General features: G+C 62.7%; 13 protein-coding genes. 11 read left to right on the top strand and 2 right to left on the bottom strand.

Annotated features, from left to right (window positions below; translation table 11 throughout):
- Window positions 1–50 precede the first annotated feature (50 nt).
- From PQG80_RS10470 to lspA, 9 genes are all read left to right on the top strand, one after another.
- On the top strand, window positions 51–944 hold the full coding sequence (locus PQG80_RS10470) for a carbohydrate ABC transporter permease (RefSeq protein ID WP_271751256.1): 894 nt from the start codon (window positions 51–53) through the stop codon (window positions 942–944).
- Complete coding sequence (locus PQG80_RS10465) at window positions 941–1,774, top strand: carbohydrate ABC transporter permease (RefSeq protein WP_271751255.1); 834 nt, start codon at window positions 941–943, stop codon at window positions 1,772–1,774. Before PQG80_RS10470 ends, PQG80_RS10465 begins: the two co-directional genes overlap by 4 nt.
- Window positions 1,775–2,182: 408 nt before the next feature.
- Window positions 2,183–10,777, top strand: a complete 8,595-nt coding sequence (locus tag PQG80_RS10460; protein ID WP_271751447.1) for a glycosyl hydrolase — start codon at window positions 2,183–2,185, stop codon at window positions 10,775–10,777.
- Between the two features lie 295 nt (window positions 10,778–11,072).
- Window positions 11,073–11,861: a hypothetical protein gene (locus PQG80_RS10455; protein ID WP_271751254.1), complete on the top strand. Its 789-nt coding sequence runs from the start codon at window positions 11,073–11,075 to the stop codon at window positions 11,859–11,861.
- Complete coding sequence (locus tag PQG80_RS10450) at window positions 11,861–12,319, top strand: hypothetical protein (RefSeq protein ID WP_271751446.1); 459 nt, start codon at window positions 11,861–11,863, stop codon at window positions 12,317–12,319. The genes PQG80_RS10455 and PQG80_RS10450 overlap by 1 nt, the downstream gene beginning before the upstream one ends.
- Before the next feature lie 28 nt (window positions 12,320–12,347).
- Complete coding sequence (locus PQG80_RS10445) at window positions 12,348–12,797, top strand: CBO0543 family protein (protein ID WP_271751253.1); 450 nt, start codon at window positions 12,348–12,350, stop codon at window positions 12,795–12,797.
- Between the two features lie 150 nt (window positions 12,798–12,947).
- The gene (locus tag PQG80_RS10440) at window positions 12,948–13,367 is read left to right on the top strand and encodes a BlaI/MecI/CopY family transcriptional regulator (RefSeq protein WP_271751252.1); all 420 of its coding nucleotides are present in this window, start codon (window positions 12,948–12,950) and stop codon (window positions 13,365–13,367) included.
- A gap of 2 nt (window positions 13,368–13,369) precedes the next feature.
- A complete protein-coding gene (locus tag PQG80_RS10435) occupies window positions 13,370–14,209 on the top strand; it encodes a M56 family metallopeptidase (RefSeq protein WP_271751251.1) in 840 nt (279 codons plus the stop codon).
- A gap of 111 nt (window positions 14,210–14,320) precedes the next feature.
- Window positions 14,321–14,896 (top strand): signal peptidase II, encoded by a 576-nt coding sequence (lspA, locus tag PQG80_RS10430; RefSeq protein WP_271751250.1) that lies wholly within the window; start codon window positions 14,321–14,323, stop codon window positions 14,894–14,896.
- Between the two features lie 83 nt (window positions 14,897–14,979).
- Here the strand turns inward: lspA and PQG80_RS10425 are convergent, their stop codons facing one another.
- Entirely contained in the window at window positions 14,980–16,278 is a 1,299-nt protein-coding gene (locus PQG80_RS10425; RefSeq protein ID WP_271751249.1) for a WD40/YVTN/BNR-like repeat-containing protein, read from the bottom strand.
- A gap of 190 nt (window positions 16,279–16,468) precedes the next feature.
- On the opposite strand from PQG80_RS10425, the gene PQG80_RS10420 reads away from it, so the two are divergent.
- Window positions 16,469–16,915, top strand: coding sequence for a hypothetical protein (locus tag PQG80_RS10420; RefSeq protein WP_271751248.1), 447 nt, complete (start codon window positions 16,469–16,471; stop codon window positions 16,913–16,915).
- Window positions 16,912–17,118 (top strand): helix-hairpin-helix domain-containing protein, encoded by a 207-nt coding sequence (locus PQG80_RS10415; protein WP_271751247.1) that lies wholly within the window; start codon window positions 16,912–16,914, stop codon window positions 17,116–17,118. The genes PQG80_RS10420 and PQG80_RS10415 overlap by 4 nt, the downstream gene beginning before the upstream one ends.
- Before the next feature lie 273 nt (window positions 17,119–17,391).
- On the opposite strand, the gene PQG80_RS10410 is transcribed toward PQG80_RS10415, so the two are convergent.
- On the bottom strand, window positions 17,392–20,022 hold the full coding sequence (locus PQG80_RS10410) for a winged helix-turn-helix domain-containing protein (protein ID WP_271751246.1): 2,631 nt from the start codon (window positions 20,020–20,022) through the stop codon (window positions 17,392–17,394).
- Window positions 20,023–20,065 lie beyond the last annotated feature (43 nt).

The following is a 20,065-nucleotide window of genomic DNA, read 5'->3' as shown; positions in this document are numbered from 1 at the left end:
CGGCCGGCGCAGCCGCGTTCGATGCACAGATCAAATCCGGGGTGGGAGAAATGAACGGACTTAGCTATCAAACCCAAAAGAGAATCATACTGCTCTGCTTCATGTCCGTGCCGCTGGCCCTGCTCGCGCTGTTCACCTTCTACCCGGCCGTCAAGCTCGTCTGGATGAGCTTCACCGACTGGGACGGTCTCGAAGCCAATCCGACGTGGATCGGGTTCGCCAACTTCGTTGAGGTATTCACGAATCGCGACCTGTTCGGCGTCTTCCTGAACCAGATTCCCTACGCCGTCGTCGGCATCGCGCAGAACGCAATCGCGATCGTGTTCGCCGTCATCCTGAATTCGAAACTCCGCGGAAGGAACGGCTTCCGCGTTCTGATGTTCCTGCCGTTCATCATGAATGCCGTCGCCGTCGCCTTCATGTTCCAATATGTGTTCGACACGACGAACGGCTCGCTTAACATCCTCCTCGGCGCGATCGGCCTCGACGGCCTGGCCCGGACGAGCTGGCTCGGCAACACGTCGCTCGTCAACTTCTCGCTCGCTTCGATCAGCATGTGGCGCTTCCTCGGCTACAACATGGTCATCTACCTGGGAGCGCTCCAGTCGATCCCGGCCGACATGTACGAGGCGGCAGAAATCGACGGCGCAGGCCGTTGGCAGAAGCTGGCGCGGCTGACGCTGCCGAATCTGACGAAGATCATCCAGCTCAACATGTTCCTGACGCTGAGCGGCGCGCTCGCCGTCTTCGACCTGCCGTTCGTGCTGACGAAGGGCGGACCGGCCGGGGCAAGCGAGACGTTCCTTTTCAAAACGATCAACACCGCGTTCCAGTTCAACAACTTCGGCCTTGCCTCCGCGATGAGCGTCGTACTGCTGCTGATCGTCGTCGTCGTGCTGAGCTTGCAAAACCTGGTCATCGGGAGAGGGGGGAAGGACGCATGAGCAGGTCCGTCAGGCGGGATCCGGTGCAGTGGCTCAAGTACGTCGTGCTGCTCTTCGCCTCCTTCATCGTCCTGTTCCCGCCCTATGTCGTCGTCGTCAACGCCTTCAAGCGAGGCGACGAGGGCAACGACCCGTTCGCGCTGCCGCGGAGCTTCCTGAACTTCGACAACTTCCATGTCGTCGTCGAGCGCACGCATCTGTGGCACTCGTTCGGCAACACCGTCTACATCGTCGCGCTGTCGCTCGTCGGCAACGTCGTGCTCGGCACGATGATGGCCTACTGCCTCGGACGACTCGAGTTCAAGGGCAAGAAGCTGGTGCTCGGCGCATTCCTGTTCGCGACGATCGTACCGACGATCACGACGCAGGTCGTCGTCTTTTCGGTCATCAAGTGGATGGGACTGTACAACTCGCTGTACGCGCCGGTCATCCTGTTCATCGGGGCCGACGTCATCCAGATCTACATCTACCTGCAGTTCATCCGCAACATTCCGTACGAGCTCGACGAGAGCGCGATGATGGACGGCGCGAGCCTGTGGCGCATCTACCGCTCGATCATCTTCCCGCTGCTCGGACCGGCGACGGCGACGCTCGTTATCCTCAAGACGATCAACATCTACAACGAGCTCTACATCCCGTTCCTGTATATGCCCAAGTCGGAGCTGGCGGTCGTATCGACGTCGATCATGCGCTTCGCGAGCAACAACCAGGCGGAGTGGGGCTACATCTGCGCCATCATCCTGCTCATCATGATCCCCACCGTCGTGCTGTACTTGTTTCTGCAGCGCTTTATCTTCTCGGGCGTGACGAACGGTGCGGTGAAGGGGTGAGTCCGGGGGAAACGAGGAAGAGGCGGGCGGGACGCGCGACGGAGGGTCGAAGTGATCCTGACCGAGAACAAATGGCGGGCAGACGCGCGACGGGGGGCGAAGTGATCCTGACCGAGAACAAATGGCGGGCGGACGCGCGACGGAGGGTCGAAGTGATCCTGCCTGAGAACAAACGGCGGACGGACGCTCGCCAGTGATTCAAAGTGATCTTGCCCGAGAACAATCGGCGGATCGACTTTACCCGCCCCCCGACCTCGCACCGTACCGGGCAGCCGCAGCGCAGCGGTTGCCCATTCTTGACTGCTTGACTGCTTGACTGCTTGACGGCGCCGACGCGCCGGTGAACTCATATCTCGAAGGAGGCAAATGGAATTGCCAAGTAAAAAGAGACTTCGCTCAGGATTGGCAATGCTGCTATCAGTCATGATGATCACTCCTTTATTCTCGAGTCCGTTGACGGCGAGGGCCGCGGCAGAAGGCGAGGGCCTGGCTGACGCAGCGGGAATTACCGCTACCTCGATGTCCGTTATCGCCGCCGCCTACCCGCAGAGCAATCTCGGACTGCTCGGCCCCGAATTCAAAGTCGTCCTCGACAACTTCGACGCCGCCGACCCGGCCAAGTACAGCCGCAATCCGGGCACGTCCGGCTCGGTCGTCTTCCCCGATTCGCCGCTTGGCGCCGAGTATGGCAAGGCGCTTCGATTCAACTACGATCTCGCGCAAGGCTACAACGGCGTCATCCTGCGCCGCGATATCGGCGCCGCGCTGCCGCAGAACGGCGCATGGCCGGGACTGGCCGCGATCGAGCTGACGGTGCAGGCGGACACGGCCATTCCGAACCCGATCCTGCAGCTCAACATCGGCGAAGCCTGGCCGGGCACCTCCTATGAGGCCGACCTGAAGAAGCATGCCGGATTCGACCCGAACAGCGCCGAGCCGCAGCATCTGGTCATCCCGATCGCCGAGTTCACGGTCAAGGGCGGCACCGCGCCGATCCCGAGCACGGACAGCGTCGTCTCCTTCGCCATGTACATGGGCGGCTCGGGTCAGGGCAGCGTCACGCTCGACGAAGCGAAGCTCATCTTCGCCAAGGCGCTCGCCGTCGACAGCTTCGACGGCTACGCCGACGACGCCGCGCTCGCCGCGGCATGGGCGCCCAACGCGAGCGGCGGCACTAACGCCCGCACGCTGGCGGCCCAAGGCGCCGGCAAGGCGATGACCTTCGCGTATGATGCCGCGTCGTTCAACAGCAAGGGCTACACCGGCGCGGTCAAGTCGCTGGCAGGCCAGGACTGGACGGGCACCGGCGCCGTCGCGCTCGACTTCACGGGCGACGGGCTCGGGCAGGACATCCTGCTCCAGCTTACGAGTGGCGCCAGCTCCTCGATGGAGGCCCATCTGAACAATGTGCCGGGCTTCGACCCGACATCGACCGCGACGCAGCACCTGATCGTCCCGATCGCCCTGTTCACGCCCAAGGCGAGCGGCATGACGCTCGCGCCGGATCAGATGAAGGGCATCGCGCTCTACGTCAACAAGACCGGCTCCGGCATCGCGGCGTCCTCGAGCCTCACGATGGACAACATCGTCCGCCTCGTGCCGAGCGGCTCGGAGCAGGCGGGCGGCGGCGAGGTCAAGTTTGACGAGACCAGCCTGACCGCCCAAGGCAGCGACAACCTGCTGTCCGTGCTGAACGCCGCCGCGACCGTATCCGACGACGGGCGCATCGTGGGCGTCAAGTACGAGAGCAGCAAGCCCGAGATTCTGGCCAACGTCAACGGTTATGTCTACAAAGGACTGTTCCGCCAGCCCGGCTCCGTGCGCGTCAAGCTGCAGTCCGTGCAGGCCGAGATTAACGGTTCGGTCAAGGAGATCGCGGTGACCGGCGAGCTCACGATCGAGGTCTCGAATCTGGAACCGGCCGTCGACGTGCTCGATTACCTGAAGGGGCTGCGAGGCCAAGGCGTGCTGACGGCCATGCACAACAAGGAGCCGAACACGAACCCGCGCGAGACGACCGACCGGCTGCTCGCCGCGACGGGCGAGACGCCCGCGATCTGGAGCGGCGACTTCCTGTACCAGGCGCGGGACGTGAACGCGCGGCAGACGATGATTAATGAAGCGATCCGCCAATGGAACGACGGCGCGCTCGTCAATATCATGCTGCACGTAGCGCCGCCGAACCGCACGGTCGAGCAGGAAAAGGCAGGCGCCACTTGGGACGACCGTACGGCGACCGCCGATCAGAACGGCGTGCAGGCATACCTCAGCGAAGCGCAATGGGACAGTCTGCTGACCGACGGCGGCGAGCTGAACGACAACTGGAAGAAACGCCTCGACGAATATTACCGGTACCTGATCCAGCTCAAGCAGGCGGGCGTGACCGCGATGTTCCGTCCTTTCCACGAGATGAACCAGCATGTGTTCTGGTGGGCGGGCAATCCCGAGCATACGAAGGAACTGTACCGGCTGACGCACGACTACCTCGTCGACGTCAAGGGACTGGATAATCTGATCTGGGTGTGGGACGTGCAGGATCTGCCCGAGAACTACGGCGACAGCTACGGCTACGATGCCGCGGACTGGTCTTCCTTCAATCCGGGCGAAGAATATTGGGACGTGTTCGCGCTGGATGTATATGATTCCAAGGGCTACACGCAGGCCAACTACGACCAGGCGGTAGCGATCGCCGGCGACAAGCCGATGGCCATCGGCGAGTGCTGGGTGCTGCCGACGCAGGAAGAGCTCGCGGCGCAGCCGAACTGGGTGTTCGCGATGCCGTGGGCTGGCGATACGTTCGACTACAACTCGGCGCAAAAGATCAAGACGTTCTATCAGTCGAATCTGACGCTCCAGGACACGCCGGCCTTCCAGACGCGCAGGGTCGGCACGATCGCCATCGACGACTTCGAGGGCTATGCGGACAGCGCCGCGCTGGCAGCGGCCTACACGAGGGACGTCACTGGAGGCGCCAATTCCGTCGCGCTTCAGGCTTCCCCGCTCGGCGGCAGCGGCAAGCAGGCGCTCGCGATGACCTATAACACGAACGGGCCGGACGGTTACACGGGGACTTCCCGCGCGCTCGACCTCGACATCACGGGCGCCAAGACGATCAAGCTGTGGTTCCAGGGCAACGGCAACAGCGGCCAGACCGTGCTGATCCGTCTCGCTTCCGGCGCGCCGGACCGCTGGTTCGAGTTCGATCTGCTCGACCTGCGCGGCTACAGCGCCACCGCCAAGACGCCGCAGTATCTCGAGATTCCGATCGAAGCGTTCAAGCCGCTGACCGCGGGCACGACCTTCGACCCGTCCAAGCTGCTCGGCCTAGGCTTCTACGTCAAGAAGCTCGGCGGGGAGAACCGCGGCGGTACGCTGACGATCGATAGCATCTCATATTCCAAGCTCGCGCCGGCCAAGGAAGCGCCGAGCTTCAAGATCGACTTCAAGAGCGACGCCTGGCAGGCGACCGGCAGCGACACGCTGATGAAGCTGCTCAAGGCCAACACGACGATCGCCGCGCTGGGCGCGGGAACGACGGGCGCCACGCCGTACCTCTTCCAGGTGCTGTACGACAGCAGCGACGACGAGATCCTGAAGAACGAGGGGCTGTTCTCCTCCAAGGGGATCTTCCGCAAGTCTGGCACGGTCGAGGTCACGATCAAGCAGGTAACCGTGTATGCAGGCAACAAGCAGCATTATATCGACGTGAACCGCACGGTCGCGATCGACGTCGGCGATCTCGCCGAGCCGGTGAACGTGCTCGCATACCTCAAGGCACTGACCGGCAACGGCACGCTGTCGGCGATGCACAACAAAGAGCCGAACGAGCGGCCGCGCATCACGACCGACCGCATCATGGAGACGACCGGCGTCACACCGGCCATCTGGAGCGGGGACTTCCTGTTCCTCAAGGACGACGTCGCGAACCGGCAGCGGATGATCGATGAAGCGATCCGCCAGTGGAATGACGGCGCGCTCATCAACATCATGTTCCACGTCCCGTCCGCGACCCGGACGGTCGAGGAGGAGAAGCTGGGCGCGGACTGGTCCGGCAGCGCGAACGCGGTGCAGACCGACCTTACGCCGGAGCAATGGACCAGCCTGCTCACGGACGGCGGCGACCTGAACGCCAACTGGAAGCTGCGTCTCGACGAGTACGCCAAGTACCTGCAGCAGCTGGAGGACTCCGGCGTCGTGCCGATGGTCCGTCCTTTCCACGAGATGAACCAGCATGCCTTCTGGTGGGCCGGCGTGCCGCAGAATACGGCCGCGCTCTACCGCCTGACCAAGGACTACCTGGTGAACGTCAAAGGTCTGGACAACATGATCTGGATGTGGAACATGCAGGACTTCGACAACCGGATGAACTGGCAGGACTACAATCCGGGCAACGACTACTGGGACATCCTGACGCTGGACGCCTACACCAACGGCCTCGGCAGCAAGGGCGACGACTACTACGCCCAGATGAAGCAGTTCGCGGCGGACGCGGGCGGCGCCGAAGGGCCGAAGCCGATCGGCATCGGCGAGAGCTTCAAGCTGCTCGACACGGCGGGACTGGCGAAGTACAAGGACTACGCGATGATGATGCCTTGGGCGGACGACGCCTGGGTGTACAACACCGACGATGCGCTGCGTACTTTTTACAAGAACACGGTGTCTCTGCTCGATACGCCGGTATTCGCCTCCACGCTGAAGGGCGGCGGCGGCGTCGAGACGCAAACCTATAACTACGATCTGGTGACCGAAGTCTACGATTGGGGCCAGAACGTCAAGGGACTCGTCATCGACATGGGCGCCAAGGTGAACGCGTCGGACATTGGCAAGAACACCTTCGAAGTGTCCGTCCGCAACGCGACGGGCACGGGCGCGGTCGCTTACGAAGGCCTCCGCACGACCACGAATGCCTACGTCAACGACACGGGCAAGATCGACGGCGCGGGTACGTCCGCGGGACGTTACGTCGTGCTAGAATTCAAGACCGGCAAGGACCTGCCGGAAGCGGCGACGACCTCCTGGGACGGGGCGGCGAGGCAGACGACGCTGCTCAATCTGGGTTACGCGGTCAAGCAGAAGACCGCGATCGGTTCCCGTCTGCCGCTGGGCGCCAAGTACGTCCAGGGCAAGCAGACGAACCTGATCGTCGACGACTTCGAGCAGGGCACGTATGCCGACGCGAACGGCGAGCATGCGTACAATCTGTTCGTGCCTAAGAACAAGCAGGCCGGGCAAAAGTATCCGCTCGTGCTCTGGCTGCACGGCAACGGCGAGCGGGGCAGCGAAGGTCTGCTGCCGATGCTCTCGAGCAAGGGCGCGACTGCGTTCGCGGAGCCTGCCGCACAGGCCGCGTACGGCGGCATGTACGTGCTGGCGCCGCAGTTCAGCGCGGCGCACGGGGCGGCGGACGACATCGTAGACGGCGTCACCGCGCTCGTGAAAAAGCTGCTGGCGGACGACAGCCGGATCGATCCGTCGCGGGTGTACCTCGTCGGCGCATCGGCCGGCGGCACGCGCACCTGGAAGCTGCTGCTGCAGGAGCCCAAGCTGTACGCCGGGGCGATCGCGATCGCCAGCACGACGACCGTGCCGGGCAATCTCGACCTGAAGACGGCCGATTATGAAAAGCTGAAGGACGTGCCGATCTGGCTGTTCCATGCGGCCAGCGATACAACCATAGGCGTATCGAACAGCCGTGCCGCGAGCGAGGCGCTCACCGCGCTGGGCGGGAACATCCGTTATACCGAGTTCGCGGATGTCGTGTACGACGGCGTCACCTATGACGGGCATCAATCGTGGGTGCCGGTGTTGGACAACGCCTCCGACGCCAAGTACGGCGCGAAGCCGTTCGACTGGCTGTTCGCGCAGTCGCTGGACGGCGGCGGGCCTGTCGATCCAGGCAAGTACAAGGTTGCGCTCGACGACTTCTCGGCTTATGCGGACAGCGCGCAGCTCTCCGGCGTCTATGGACGCAATACGAACGGCGGCAACAACACGCTGACGCTCGTGCCGTCGCCGTTCGGCGAAGGTCTGGGCAACGCGATGAATTTCGAGTACGATCTGACGAACGGCTACTCCGGCCGCTCGCGCACGGTGAACGGCTACTGGCCGGGCCTCGAGGCGGTCGAGCTGCGGGTGCAGACGGACGGCAAGGGACAGGACATCCTGCTGCAGCTGTCGGACGGCGCTTCGTACGAAGCGCATCTGAACAACGTCGCAGGATTCGACAAGACGTCGACAGCGCCGCAGCATCTCGTCATCCCGATCGGCGAGTTCAAGCGCAAGGAAGGCAGCGGTACGCTAAACACGAAGGGCGTCGCCTCGTTCGCGCTGTACGTGAACAAGGTGGGCAACGCTACGGGAGGTGCCCTGATATTGGATGAGATTCAGCTGGTGTTCGGCGAGAAGCCGGTGCTGCCTGAGATCTCGTTCGCGCAGACGGAGCTTCAGGCCGACGGCGTCGGCAACCTGATCTCGCTGCTGAACGAGCATGCGACGCTCCCGGCGGGCGCGAAGATCGTCCAGGCTACTTATGAATCCTCGGACGCGTCGGTATTGCCGAACTTCGATCGCTTCGTGCCGAAGGGCGACTTCCTGAAGGAAGGGCATACGAATATCACGCTGAAGCAGGTAAAGCTGTACCAGGACGGCACGACGTTCACGATCGACGTCAATGCCGAGCTGAGCGTCGCGGTGGGCCATCTGGCGCCGGCCGTCGACGTGGTCGATTACTTGAAGCAGCTCACCGGGCACGGCATGCTGTCCGCGATGCACCACGATCAGTCTTACTCAAACCCGGCGGCCAATGACGTGCTGCATCAGCGCGTGGCCAACGAATTCGGCGTGTATCCGGCGCTGTACAGCGCGGACTTCCTGACGGGAGGCACGGTGCCGTACCGGCAGAACATGATCGACGAGATCAAGCGCCAGTGGACGAACGGAAGTCTCGTGCAGATCATGTTCCACGTCTCGCCGCCGCAGTACACGGTCGCCCAAGAGGCGGAAGGCGGCTGGGGCGGAGACACGGCGCCGGAGACGCTGCCGAGTCCGAACCGCATCTTCAGCTATCTTTACAACGATCAATGGAAGGATCTGCTGACCGACGGCACCGAGCTCAACGCCAACTGGAAGCTGCGGATGGACGAATACGCGAAGTTCCTGCAGCAGCTCGAGGACGCGGGCGTGACCGTCATGCTGCGGCCGTTCCACGAGATGAACCAGCACGTCTTCTGGTGGGGCGGACGCCCGGGACCAGAAGGGAGCGCGGCGCTGTACCGGATGTTCCACGATTACATGGAAAAGGAAAAGGGTCTCACCAATATTATCTGGGTGTGGAATATCCAGGACCTGCCGGACAACTACGGCTATGCCGACGGCGACGCCAAGTTCGACCGTTACGAAGGTCTGGACGGCGGTCTGGCCGAGTATGACGCGAACGACTGGAACAGCTTCAATCCGGGCAAGGACTACTACGATATCCTGTCGGTGGACTTCTACGATCCGCTCGGATACCAGCAGCGTCACTACGAGCAGGCCAAGCGCATCGCGGCGGCCGACGGCAAGCCGATGATCATCGGCGAGACGTTCGTCTTCCCGACGCAGGAGGAGCAGGCGGCGCAGCCGGACTGGACGCTGGCGATGCCGTGGGGCATCCGCACCTGGAACTACAACACCAAGGACGCGATGGAGGCCTTCTATCGGAACAGCATCGGCATCGAAGGCTTGCCGCGCTTCGCGACGCGGGACAATAGCGTGCAGGAGCCGCCGGTCGACCCGGGCACGGGCAATCCGGATACGGGCAATCCGGGCACGGCGACGCCGCCGGCGGGCAATGCCGGCACAGTCGTGTCCGATGGCAAGGTCGCCGTAAAGGCGACGCCGGACGCGCAGGGCAACATCGCGGTTACCTTGAGCGCGGACGATGTGAAAAAGGCGGTGGCAGGCGCGAAGGACGGCAGGCTGCAGATCGCGATCGAAACGGGCGCGGCATCCATCGCGGGCACGGCGACGGTCCGACTGCCGCTGCAGGATATTCTGAGCGCAGCCGCGGCGAGCGGCGTCGGCGAGATCGCAGTCACCGCGAACGGCGCGACGATCGTCGTGCGGACGGACGCGGGCCTGCTCGCAGCGAATGCGCAGCAGTTGACGCTGACGATCGCAAAAGTCGAAGCGGCTTCGCTGTCGGCTGACGCGAAGAGCAAGATCGGCGACCGTCCGGTCTACGAGCTGAATCTGACGGTCGACGGCGCGAAGCCGGCATCGTTCGGCGTGAACGGCGGCGCGGTAAGCGTGACGTTGGATTACAAGCCGAAGGCGGGCGAGCAGGCGCACAAGCTCGTCGTGTACCCTATCGCGGAAGACGGTACGCTTGCGCCGGTCAAGCGGACGGCAGTCGATGCGTCGGCGGGCACGATCGCGTTCAAACCGCAGCATTTCAGCCGCTATGCGATCGGCTATGCGGACGTAACGTTCGGCGACCTGGCCGGTGCGGCATGGGCGCAGGAGGCGATCGAGGCTTTGGCGGCGCGGGAGATCGCCAGCGGCACGGGAGCCGGCAAGTTCGAGCCGGGCCGCGCGGTGACGCGGGCGGAGTTCCTGCAGCTGCTGCTCGAAGCGCTTGATCTGAAGGACGCGCAGGCAACGGCGTCGTTCGATGATGTGGCGACGGATGCCTGGTATTACGGCGCGGTCGCGACGGGAGCCAAGCTCGGCATCGTGAAGGGCAGAGCCGACGGCACCTTCGGCGCAGGCGATACGATCACGCGCGAGGATATGGCGGTGATGCTGTCCCGAGCGCTCGCGCCGGCGGGTCCGCAGTCTGCGTCCGGTCAGGCCGCAGCCTTCAAAGATCAGGCTTCGATCGCCGACTATGCCCGCGAAGCGGTGCAAGAACTGGCCGAAGCCGGCCTGATCAACGGCTTCGCGGACGGCACGTTCGCGCCGAAGGGTCAGGCGACCCGGGCGCAGGCGGCGCAGGTCATTTACAAGCTGCTGGGCTTGAAGTAACCAGCAACCTCAAGGAACGAAGGAACACGGGAAGGGCACTTTCTTTTTTGACCGGTCACTAGGCTATGCGCACAAAGAGGCTTTCCTTCGGTTATGCAAATGACCCGGAGGACAGCCTCTTTGTCGTATGTCAACGCCAACGACTAACAAATCAGCCTGGCTCGATCGCCATGCATATTTTCGCTAGAAGATTTGCATCGGATAATTTATCCGGCCCAGGGACAATCTACAACCGTGCGGTTCAGCCGAATCGCGTATTTTGCTTAACGCCGGACACGGACTGCGGAGTGAACCGATGAACAATTTCTCCAATCCCTTTCGCGCCAAACGCTATCTCGCTTACGTCAGCATGTTCGGTACGACGCAGATCCACAAGCGCAATCCGTTCACGATCGCCTGCTGGTCGACGGCGTTCCCGGGCTTCGGCCATCTGCTGCTGAACAAGTACATTCGCGGGTACGCGCTGGTATTATGGGAGGTTTTCATCAATCAGAAAATCCACCTGAATCTCGCCATCGTTTATTCGTTCAACGGTCAATTCCAAGCGGCCAGGGACGTTCTCGACCCGCGGTTCATGTCCCTCTACATTCCAGTCTATATGTTCGCGATCTGGGACAGCTATCGGACGGCGGTGGACATGAACAAGGTGTACGCGCTCGCCCGGCGGGAAAACGCGATATTCAGCGAATTCAGCATCGGAGCGCTCGAGGTGAATTATCTCGATAAGCGCAAGCCGTGGGTCGCGGCCATCTGGTCGATGGGCATACCCAGCGTCGGACAGCTGTATCTCCATCGCATCGTACTGGCGGTCTTTATCCTGATGAGTACCATCGTGCTCGTGCGCGAATCTCACTTGATCCTCGCCGTGCATGACCTCATTCTCGGGGATGCGCGTTCCGCTTCGAAGGTAGTGGACGCACAGTGGCTGCTGTATGTGCCGTCCTTTTACTTTTTTACGATTTACGATGCGTACGTCAGCTGCGTCGAGAACAACAAGCTTTTCGACCACGCGCTCAAGAATCACTTAATTCGGAACTATCAGCCGTCAGGCGTCAAACTGACGATCGGGAGCAAAGTGGATTGATGCAGATCTTCGCGACCTTTGATTACTCGACCTTTCTCGAGCTCGCCATTACCGAGCTGGAGTCGCATGGCATAACGTCGATATATGCCGTGCCGCTGGACCTTCGCAAGGAGGAGCCGCGGCTGATGGACAGCCTGCACCGCGCGGATGGCTTCTCCTTTATGGACAAAGGGATGGTCCTCGCCTTCATGTTCGCTACGGTCGGAGCAAGCAAAGGGTTCGTATGGACTTGGGGGCCGGTGATCTGGGGGATTATCGGGGGAGCGGTCGGGTTCACGCTCGGCGTGGCCATCAATGGGCTCCTCTATCTTCGGACGCGTCGCAGAAATCGTACCGCTCTCCTCAAGGGCAAGCGGGGGGACGTCATCCTGGTCGTCACCTGCGAAGAAGAACAAGCGTCGCTCGCGTCAGACATCCTATGGGATCACAGAGCGCTCGGCTTGGCCAAAACGAAATAAACCGAATTACGGAGGACAGGGTGATCCGATGCATTCAGGGAATCTGCTTGCTTACGCCAGCGCCGTCGTGGCCATCGCCGCATTGATTTTTTTGCCCAAGCGGCTTACGGGAAGGGAAATCTATATTACGTATTTTGTTATGATCTCCCTGACGATCTACACGGATCTCTTTTGCGGATTGGTGCTCGACCTGTACGACTTCATCAATCCTGACATCTCGACGTCGGACCTTATCCTGCAGATCGCGCTCCCGCCGACGGCCGGCGTACTGGCCTTGAACTTTATGCCGGACGGCGCCAAGCGGTTCATCGGATACCTGATCCTCGTCACCGCTCTCGCGCTGGTGTTCGAGTGGGTGTCGATCAAGACCAGTTACCTGGAATACAAGGGCTGGAAGTGGTATTACTCGCTGCCGGTCTACGTGCTCGGTCTCTTGTTCCTGCGGTGGCATTTGCGTTTTATCCGCAGAGCGGACTAACGACGATAAAGCGAAGGCAGACTTCATTCCGGCAGGCTCGGAGCGAAGTCTTTTTTGCGTGGAACGGCGACTTTCGAGGGGGAATGCTCCGAACATTGACTGGGAAGCCGCCGGAAAACTATAATCCGTAGTGTGAAGGATGTGTAGGCGATGAAGCTACAAAATTTCAGGTTTCACGGCAGCAGCGGACTTGAACGGTTTTTCGGCCCGCTGGAAGCCCGGATCATGAGCGCGCTGTGGGACGCTCCCGGCGAGCTGACCATCAAAGAAGTGCAGCAGGCGCTGAACCAGGATAAGGCGATGAGCTTTAACACGGTGATGACCGTGATGAACCGGCTGGTGGACAAGGGGGTCCTGAGCAAGAAGACGGCATCCAAGTCCCATCGCTACTTACCCGTGCTTACCCGGGACGCATTTCTCGAAGCGCAGTCCAAGGAGCTGACCTTCGAGCTGGTGCAGGAGTTCGGCTCGCGCGCGGTCGCGCATATGGTCGATGCGCTGGAGCAGGTCGACCCCGATCTGCTGGAGCAGCTGGAACGGCAGCTTAAACAACACAAAAAGGAACGATAATCATGTGGGAAGCCCGCTCGAGATGGCTGCTGGCCGCCTCATTGGCCGCTTCGGCGTTCGTCGTGGCGCAGATGGCCATGTTCGTGCTGAAGGTCGTATTTTGCGTACGGATGCCATTCGTGCTGTTCGACTACTGCGTCGCCGGGTTCCGCTACTTAGGTTTTCCGATATCGCTTCCTTTGATGAGCGCGGTCATCGTGTCCACGCTCGCCGTATGTCTGCGGTTCGCGATCCGCGAAGCGGGCTTCTCCCGGCGGTTCGGCCGTATGCTTCGATACGCGGCCGACCGGCGCGGTACCCGCAGGTATGCGCGCAGGTTCGGCTTCGGCGAGCGAGAGTTGACGGTGATCCGGGATGAAGCGCCCGTCGCGATGACCATCGGCTTCGTGCGCCCCCGGATCGTGCTGTCGACGGGTCTCCTGCGGCTGCTCGATCCATCCGAGATCGCGGCCGTCATCGCGCACGAGCGGCATCATATGCTGCGCAGAGATCCGCTCGCCCTGTTCGCGCTGTCGCTGATGCGCAGGGCGCTGTGGTACGTTCCGCTGATAGGCTGGACCGAGGATAAGTACCGCATGGCGATCGAGGTGATGGCCGACCGGCACGCGATCGCGGCTTCCGGCAGCGCCAAGGCGCTGGGCAGCGCGCTGCTCAAGCTGCTTCGTCAGGGCGGCGCGGCAGCGGGGCCCGCAGCGAGCGCATCGTTCGCCGACGCATCGGTCAACGTCCGCATCCGGCTGCTGCTCGACCCGCACTACAGGCCCTCGTTGCGGCCGCCGGTCCGTTCGACGCTGCTATCGCTCGCGATGCTGGGGCTGCTGCTCCTCGCCGCTCACGGCTAAAGGAGCGGATCGCCGAAGCCTTGCCCATCGGGCATGACTATCGCGGGCTGTCGGTTCGCCGCAACGGAGTGCTTCCGGCACGCGTATCAAAGGCATAGAGGAGGAATTGCCATGCAAGACGAGCGTCAAGCCGCTGAAGCGTACGCCATGACAGCGGAGCAGATTTCCGAAGGTTCGAGGCGGAGGCGAATTGAATCCCGTGTCGTGTATCTTGTGCTAGCTGCCGTCGTCGCGGTCGATCAGCTGTCCAAGATCGCGGTTCGGCGCTGGCTGCCGATCGACGAGACCCAGGCCTTCTGGCCTGGCGTGCTGCAGTTCACGCATATCGAGAATACGGGTGCCGCAGGCGGCTCGTTCGAAGGATGGGGCCGGTTGTTCATCCCGGTGGCCATCGCCGTTGTCGCCTGGGTGATCTACGCGCAGCGCCGGGGCAAGCTCGAGAACGCATGGTTCGCCGCAGGCGCCGGCTTCTTCGCAGGCGGGGCCGTCGGCAACGCGATCGATCGCCTGCTCTTCGCGAGAGTGACGGACTTTCTGGAATGGACGGGCAGCAGAGGCATCATGAATCTGGCGGATCTCGCGATCAACGTCGGCGTGCTGCTCGGAATCGCGGGGATGCTGCTCGCTTCGAGAAGAGCGCGCAAGGAGACAGGTCCTGTGGAGCCGAAGGAATGCGAAGCCCGGTAATGCCGGCATGAAGGGTTGCAAAAAAGAAGCATCCCGCAGCTCGTCAACGCGAGCGGGGATGCTTCTTTTTTGCGCACCTTAAATTACTTTGCCGCGCCGCTATTCGGCTTCGCGAACGAGTGCGCCTTGGTCCAGTGCGCGCCGCTGTCCGTCGACGTGTACATGACGGATGGGTTATCGGCGTCGGTGAGGATCCACCATACATGCTTCGCATCCGCCGCCGCGATCAGCTGCTTGCCGTAGCCCGGCAGCTGCGGCTTGTCGTTGACCCACGTTTTGCCGCCGTCCGTCGTGTAGCCGAGGGTGTTTCCGTTGTCGCACGCAGGGCATTGGCCGCCCAGGAACGCCGTCTTCGTGTCCACGACGTAGAGGGTGCCCGGCTTGCTGCCTGCGTTGGACGGCACGCTCTTGTCGTCCGTCTTGAAGCCGGGCGCGGGTCCGGCGCCGGCCGTACTGTTGGCGACGACGGGCTGCCAGCTCTTGCCGCCATCCGCCGTGTGGAACAGCGAGTACGAGGTTTGCGACATGCCCGAACCCCCGATAAGCTCGATCCATGCATCGTTCTGGCCGGCCGAGCGGATGACGGCTCCGTTCAACGGTTCTTCCCAAGCCTTGGAGTAGACGGACTGCCAGGACTTCCCGCCGTCCTTGGTGCGCAGGAAGCTGAACTTCTTGCCTGCCGCTTGCGTCACGGCCCAGCCGTTGTTCCGGTCATGGAAGTATACTTCGCCCACCTGGCCTTCAGGCACCTGGAGCGCCTTCCACGTCTTGCCGCCGTCGGTCGTCGTCCATTGGCCGCTGAATGCTTCTTTGTCGCTGACAAAATGCACGAAGTCGTGGCCCGGCGCTTGACCGGCTTCGCTCCAGGTCTTGCCGCCGTCCGTTGTCTTCACGAGCTTGACGGACTTGGCGTCGCCGGTATCGAGGGTGGCCCAAGCCTTCTGTTCGTTCAGGGCGAAGATCTGCTGCACTTCATACTTTTGCTTGAACTGCGTCCTCCAGGTCTTGCCGCCGTCGTCGGTTCTGGCAATCCAGCCGGCGCCGCCTGCCCAGCCATGCTTGAAGTCGGCCATTCGCAGCGCGGTCGGCGTGCCCAGGACGACGGTTTGCGGGTTCGATGCGACCGTGGTCGGCGATGGGGATGGCGAGGCGGTCGGCTCGGCCGAGGCCGTCTGCGCCGGAATGGCGGACGGCGAGGCTGCGCCTGCGCCGGTCGCGGACGACGTCGGCGAGGCCGAAGCGGTAGCGGCGGGAGAGGTAGTGGCGGTGGCTTGCGAGCCGCCGTCGGCAGCCTGCGTGCTGCCGCATGCGGTCAGCGGCACGGCGAGTATGAACGAGGCCAGCAGGAGGCTGAGCCATTTAGAGGTTAAAGTGGTCGACATACGATTCATCTCCGTTTCTTCATGGTGGTAGTAGTTTATCCTTCAAGTAGTTAGACGAATCGCATCGAGAAGAGGTTGCCATGCGATTGTCGGAATAAGGCGCGCGAAGATTATGTATGGAAGAAAAATGTAAATCAAGTTAAGATGAAAGCAGTCGGGCACGAGTCTCATGGGTGAAGGGGGCGAAGCTATGCTGCGCAATCTCTTGCTTTCCCTGGCCTTGCACTTGGGCATTTCGATGGCCGCCATTCCCTTTTACCTGTCGAGTCCGGCGGCGTTTTCCCTCGCTCTCGTCATGACCGCATCGTTCGCAGGATATGTCGTCTTGGGCTACAAGCTGCTCAGACCTATCAGATCCGGTGCATGGAGTCTGTACTCGGCCGGCGCGCCCAGCATGATCGGCTTGGCGATGGGGCTGTATTTCTGGGCGTTTCCCGGCATGATGGGCTTTCACTGGATGATTTTTTTGGGATACAACATGTATGCGTTCGCCCTATCGTCGATCTGCGGCTTCTCGCCGAGGCCGGAGGGGACGTTCTGGTTCTTCGCCGTGCCTTCGCTGCTGATGTGGGCGGGCGTGAGACTTCAGCGATACGGATTGACCATTAACCGATGGATCGAGGAGGCGTCCAAGTGAATCAGATTGGCGATTGGCCAAGAGGGATGTCCAAGCCCTCGCTGCGGGCGTTGGCCGGCGCAGGGATCGAAAGTCTCGAGCAACTTACGAACTGGCGCGCGGAGGATGTCCTCAAGCTGCACGGCATGGGCCGCAAGGGGATCGATACGCTGGAGCAGGCGCTGGCGGAGCAGGGGTTGTCGTTTAAAAAGGCGGATACCTGAGCTGGGTTGAGTCGGCGGGGTGAGCGCACGCGAGGCGGATCGCCTTCACTAGGAGAGGCGATGGGGCTGGCTGAGCGTGTGCGAGGCGGATCGCCTTCACTAGGAGAGGCGATGGGGCTGGCTGAGCGTATGCGAGGCGGATCGCCTGCACTAGGAGAGCCGATGGGGCTGGCTGAGCGTACGCGAGGCGGATCGCCTGCACTAGGAGAGGCGATGCGCACCACGCGAAAGAACCGTCGGGCGATCATGCGCCTGACGGTTTTTACTGTACGTTCAATCGAGCATGCCGAGCTCCCGCGCCCGGCTCAGCGCTTGGGTGCGCGAGGAGACGCCGAGCTTGGCGTAGACGCGGCTGAGGTACACCTTGACCGTGCCCTCCGTCAGCTGCAGCTTGGCCGCCAGCTCGCGGTTGGGCGCGCCACGGTCCAGCTCTTGCAGCAGCGCGAGCTCCTTGTCCGTGAGCGGCTCGATCAGCCGCTCGCCGCCCATGTCGCCTTCACTTGCGGCTGCCGCCGCTTCAAGCTCGGTCTCCAGCCGGGCGATGAGCCCATCCACATAGACGCCCGGCACCTGGACGCCCGAACCTGCCTGCGGCTCAACTGCACCCTGAGACCCGAGGCGCTGCGCGCGGTATGCCTGGAGGAGCGCGAGAATCGGTTTACCCTCGTCTATAAAGCTGCGCACATAACCGCTCACGGCGCCTGCGGCCAGCGCCTCATGCAGCCGGTCGAGCGCCGCGTCCCGCCGACCGCGCTGCCGCTCGAGCAGCGCCCGCAGCACGGCGGCGTCGACCGTCGTGATCAGGCTGCGCTCGCGGGCGCCCAGCGCGGCGAGGCCTTCGAGCAGCCTCAGCGCTTCCTTTTCCTTGCGGCGCGCGCCGAGCAGCCGGGCGAGCGTCATGTATTCCGTCTCCCGATAGAGCGTGGGCGTATCGGATGCGGCCACGCCGGTCCGCTTCAGCAGTCTCTCGGCCCCGCCCAGATCGCCGTCGGCCAGCGCGATGCGGGCTTCGTAGGCGGCCAACGGCATTTCCCAGCGCGGCTCGCCCCACCCGCCGGTCGTCTCCGCCGTCGCCTGAAGCACGCCCCGTGCTTCGTCTCCGCGTCCGCGCGCATGGAGCACGCGCGCCATCGTGACTCTGCAGGGCACGTACAGGCCGGCGCACCGTTTCAAGTAAGCGACCGTCTCTACCTCTCTGAGCAGCTGCTCGGCTTCCGTAAGCCGGTCCCACTCGTAGTAGCCTTCCGCCACGGACTGCAGCACGTACTGCGAGAACAGCGACTGCTTCCAGCCGTGGGCGTTCATGATATCGATCATCCGCAGCGCGATGACGTTCGTATTCGGCGGGATCGCGCCGTTCAGGCCGAACAGCGTGCGCCTCACCAACGGCTCGCTCCGGTTGTAATTCAAATTGTAGAAAAGCGGGCTCTCCGGCAGCATGTCGGGGATCCGGTCGGCATAGCGCAGCCATTGGTCGTAATCGCCGGTCGAAAATGCATAGTTCACCTTGACGAAAAACAAGCCGCTCTGCAATTCCCCGCGCCTGGCGTCATCCGGCAGCGCCTGGATGTCCCGCTCGAGCGCGAGCAGCGCTTCCTCCGCGGCAGCGTACTGTCCCGTGACGACGAGCGCGAACGTGCGGAGAAGATGCAGCTCGGCCGGCAGCGCCGCAGGGGAGACCGCGCCCATCCAGCGCAGCAGCGTCGTGAACTCGCCCCGTCCGAGCACCACGAACAGACTGCGTTGCAGCAGCTGGGCCGCCAGCTCGTCGTTGCCGCTTCCGAGGATCTGTTCCATCGCCTCTTCGTGCAGGCCGAGCTCGCTGAAGCGCAGGGCGGCGATTCGGCTGAGGCGACTCGCGCGCTCGGGGTCCTCGCGGAGCAGGTGCTCCCGCAGAAAGTCGCGGAAAATGTGATGATATCTGTACCAGGCGCCGCCGTCGTCCAGCGGTACGAGGAACAGATTGCGCCTGCGCAGGTCTCCCAGCATGCGGACGGCGTCGTCGCGGCCCGTGAGCGCGTCGCATAGGCCGGCATCGAACCGCTCGGGCACGGCGGTGTCCAGCACGAACCGTCGGAGGTCGTCCGGCAGCTGCGAGAGCACCTCCTCCGCCAGATATTCCATAATATTGTCGCGATCGCCTGCCGTCTCTCCCGTCATCCGGTCCAGGGAGCGAGGATCGCGCCCTTCGAGCGACACGGACACAATCTGAACGATCGCCGCCCACCCCTCCGTCCAGGCCATGATCCGGTCGACCTGCTCGGAGGTAAGGCTGAGCTGCGCCGTATGCTCGCAGAATCGGCGGGTTTCTTCGGCCGTAAACGTCAATTCGCCGCCTGTGATCTCGCTGCTCTGGCCGCGCGCATGCCACTTCGATGCCTTGACGGGGGCCTGCCGGCGGCTTGCGATGATCAGATGCGCGCTGTCCGGCAAGTGGTCGATGAAGTAGGACAGGCTGTCATGAATACCTTCGTCGTGGACGGCATGGTAGTCGTCCAGCGCGATCGACAGGCGCTGCCCGGTCCGCTCGGCGTGGTCGTCGATCTCGCGCAGCAGCATGTCCAGCATCGTCTCCCGCGAGACGTTGGGGTAGGCGTCCAGCAGCGGCAGAGCACGCCCGGGAAGCTCGGGGATGGCGGCGCCCAGGGCATGGATGAAGTATCGCCAGAACTTGGCGGGGTCGTTATCGGTGTCGTCGAGCGAGAGCCAGGCCGACCGTTCGGACCGGTCCGCCAGGAATTGGGCGAGCAGCGTGGTCTTGCCGAATCCGGCCGGCGCTACGAGCTGAGTGAGTCTGCCGCGGACGGCCTTTTCCAGCCGGTCGAGCAGCCTCGTCCGGATGACGCCGTCGCCGCGGACGGGCGGTATGCGAATTTTCGTTCGCAGTATGATATCGGAAGGCAATTTTACTACCTCGATTCGACAATTTTTAAAGCGTCAGTTGGTA

Origin of the sequence: Cohnella rhizoplanae, assembly GCF_948329515.1 — a bacterium.
GTDB lineage: Bacteria > Bacillota > Bacilli > Paenibacillales > Paenibacillaceae > Cohnella > Cohnella rhizoplanae.
The sequence above is the reverse complement of the archived record's forward strand: the minus strand, read 5'-3'. Positions and strand labels throughout refer to the sequence as shown.

Bases quoted from the DNA above. Each gene is read 5' to 3' on its own strand.
- PQG80_RS10470 (WP_271751256.1), top strand. From the start codon at position 51: ATGAACGGACTTAGCTATCAAACCCAAAAGAGAATCATACTGCTCTGC.
- PQG80_RS10465 (WP_271751255.1), top strand. From the start codon at position 941: ATGAGCAGGTCCGTCAGGCGGGATCCGGTGCAGTGGCTCAAGTACGTC.
- PQG80_RS10460 (WP_271751447.1), top strand. From the start codon at position 2,183: ATGCTGCTATCAGTCATGATGATCACTCCTTTATTCTCGAGTCCGTTG.
- PQG80_RS10455 (WP_271751254.1), top strand. From the start codon at position 11,073: ATGAACAATTTCTCCAATCCCTTTCGCGCCAAACGCTATCTCGCTTAC.
- PQG80_RS10450 (WP_271751446.1), top strand. From the start codon at position 11,861: ATGCAGATCTTCGCGACCTTTGATTACTCGACCTTTCTCGAGCTCGCC.
- PQG80_RS10445 (WP_271751253.1), top strand. From the start codon at position 12,348: ATGCATTCAGGGAATCTGCTTGCTTACGCCAGCGCCGTCGTGGCCATC.
- PQG80_RS10440 (WP_271751252.1), top strand. From the start codon at position 12,948: ATGAAGCTACAAAATTTCAGGTTTCACGGCAGCAGCGGACTTGAACGG.
- PQG80_RS10435 (WP_271751251.1), top strand. From the start codon at position 13,370: ATGTGGGAAGCCCGCTCGAGATGGCTGCTGGCCGCCTCATTGGCCGCT.
- lspA (WP_271751250.1), top strand. From the start codon at position 14,321: ATGCAAGACGAGCGTCAAGCCGCTGAAGCGTACGCCATGACAGCGGAG.
- PQG80_RS10425 (WP_271751249.1), bottom strand. From the start codon at position 16,278: ATGTCGACCACTTTAACCTCTAAATGGCTCAGCCTCCTGCTGGCCTCG.
- PQG80_RS10420 (WP_271751248.1), top strand. From the start codon at position 16,469: ATGCTGCGCAATCTCTTGCTTTCCCTGGCCTTGCACTTGGGCATTTCG.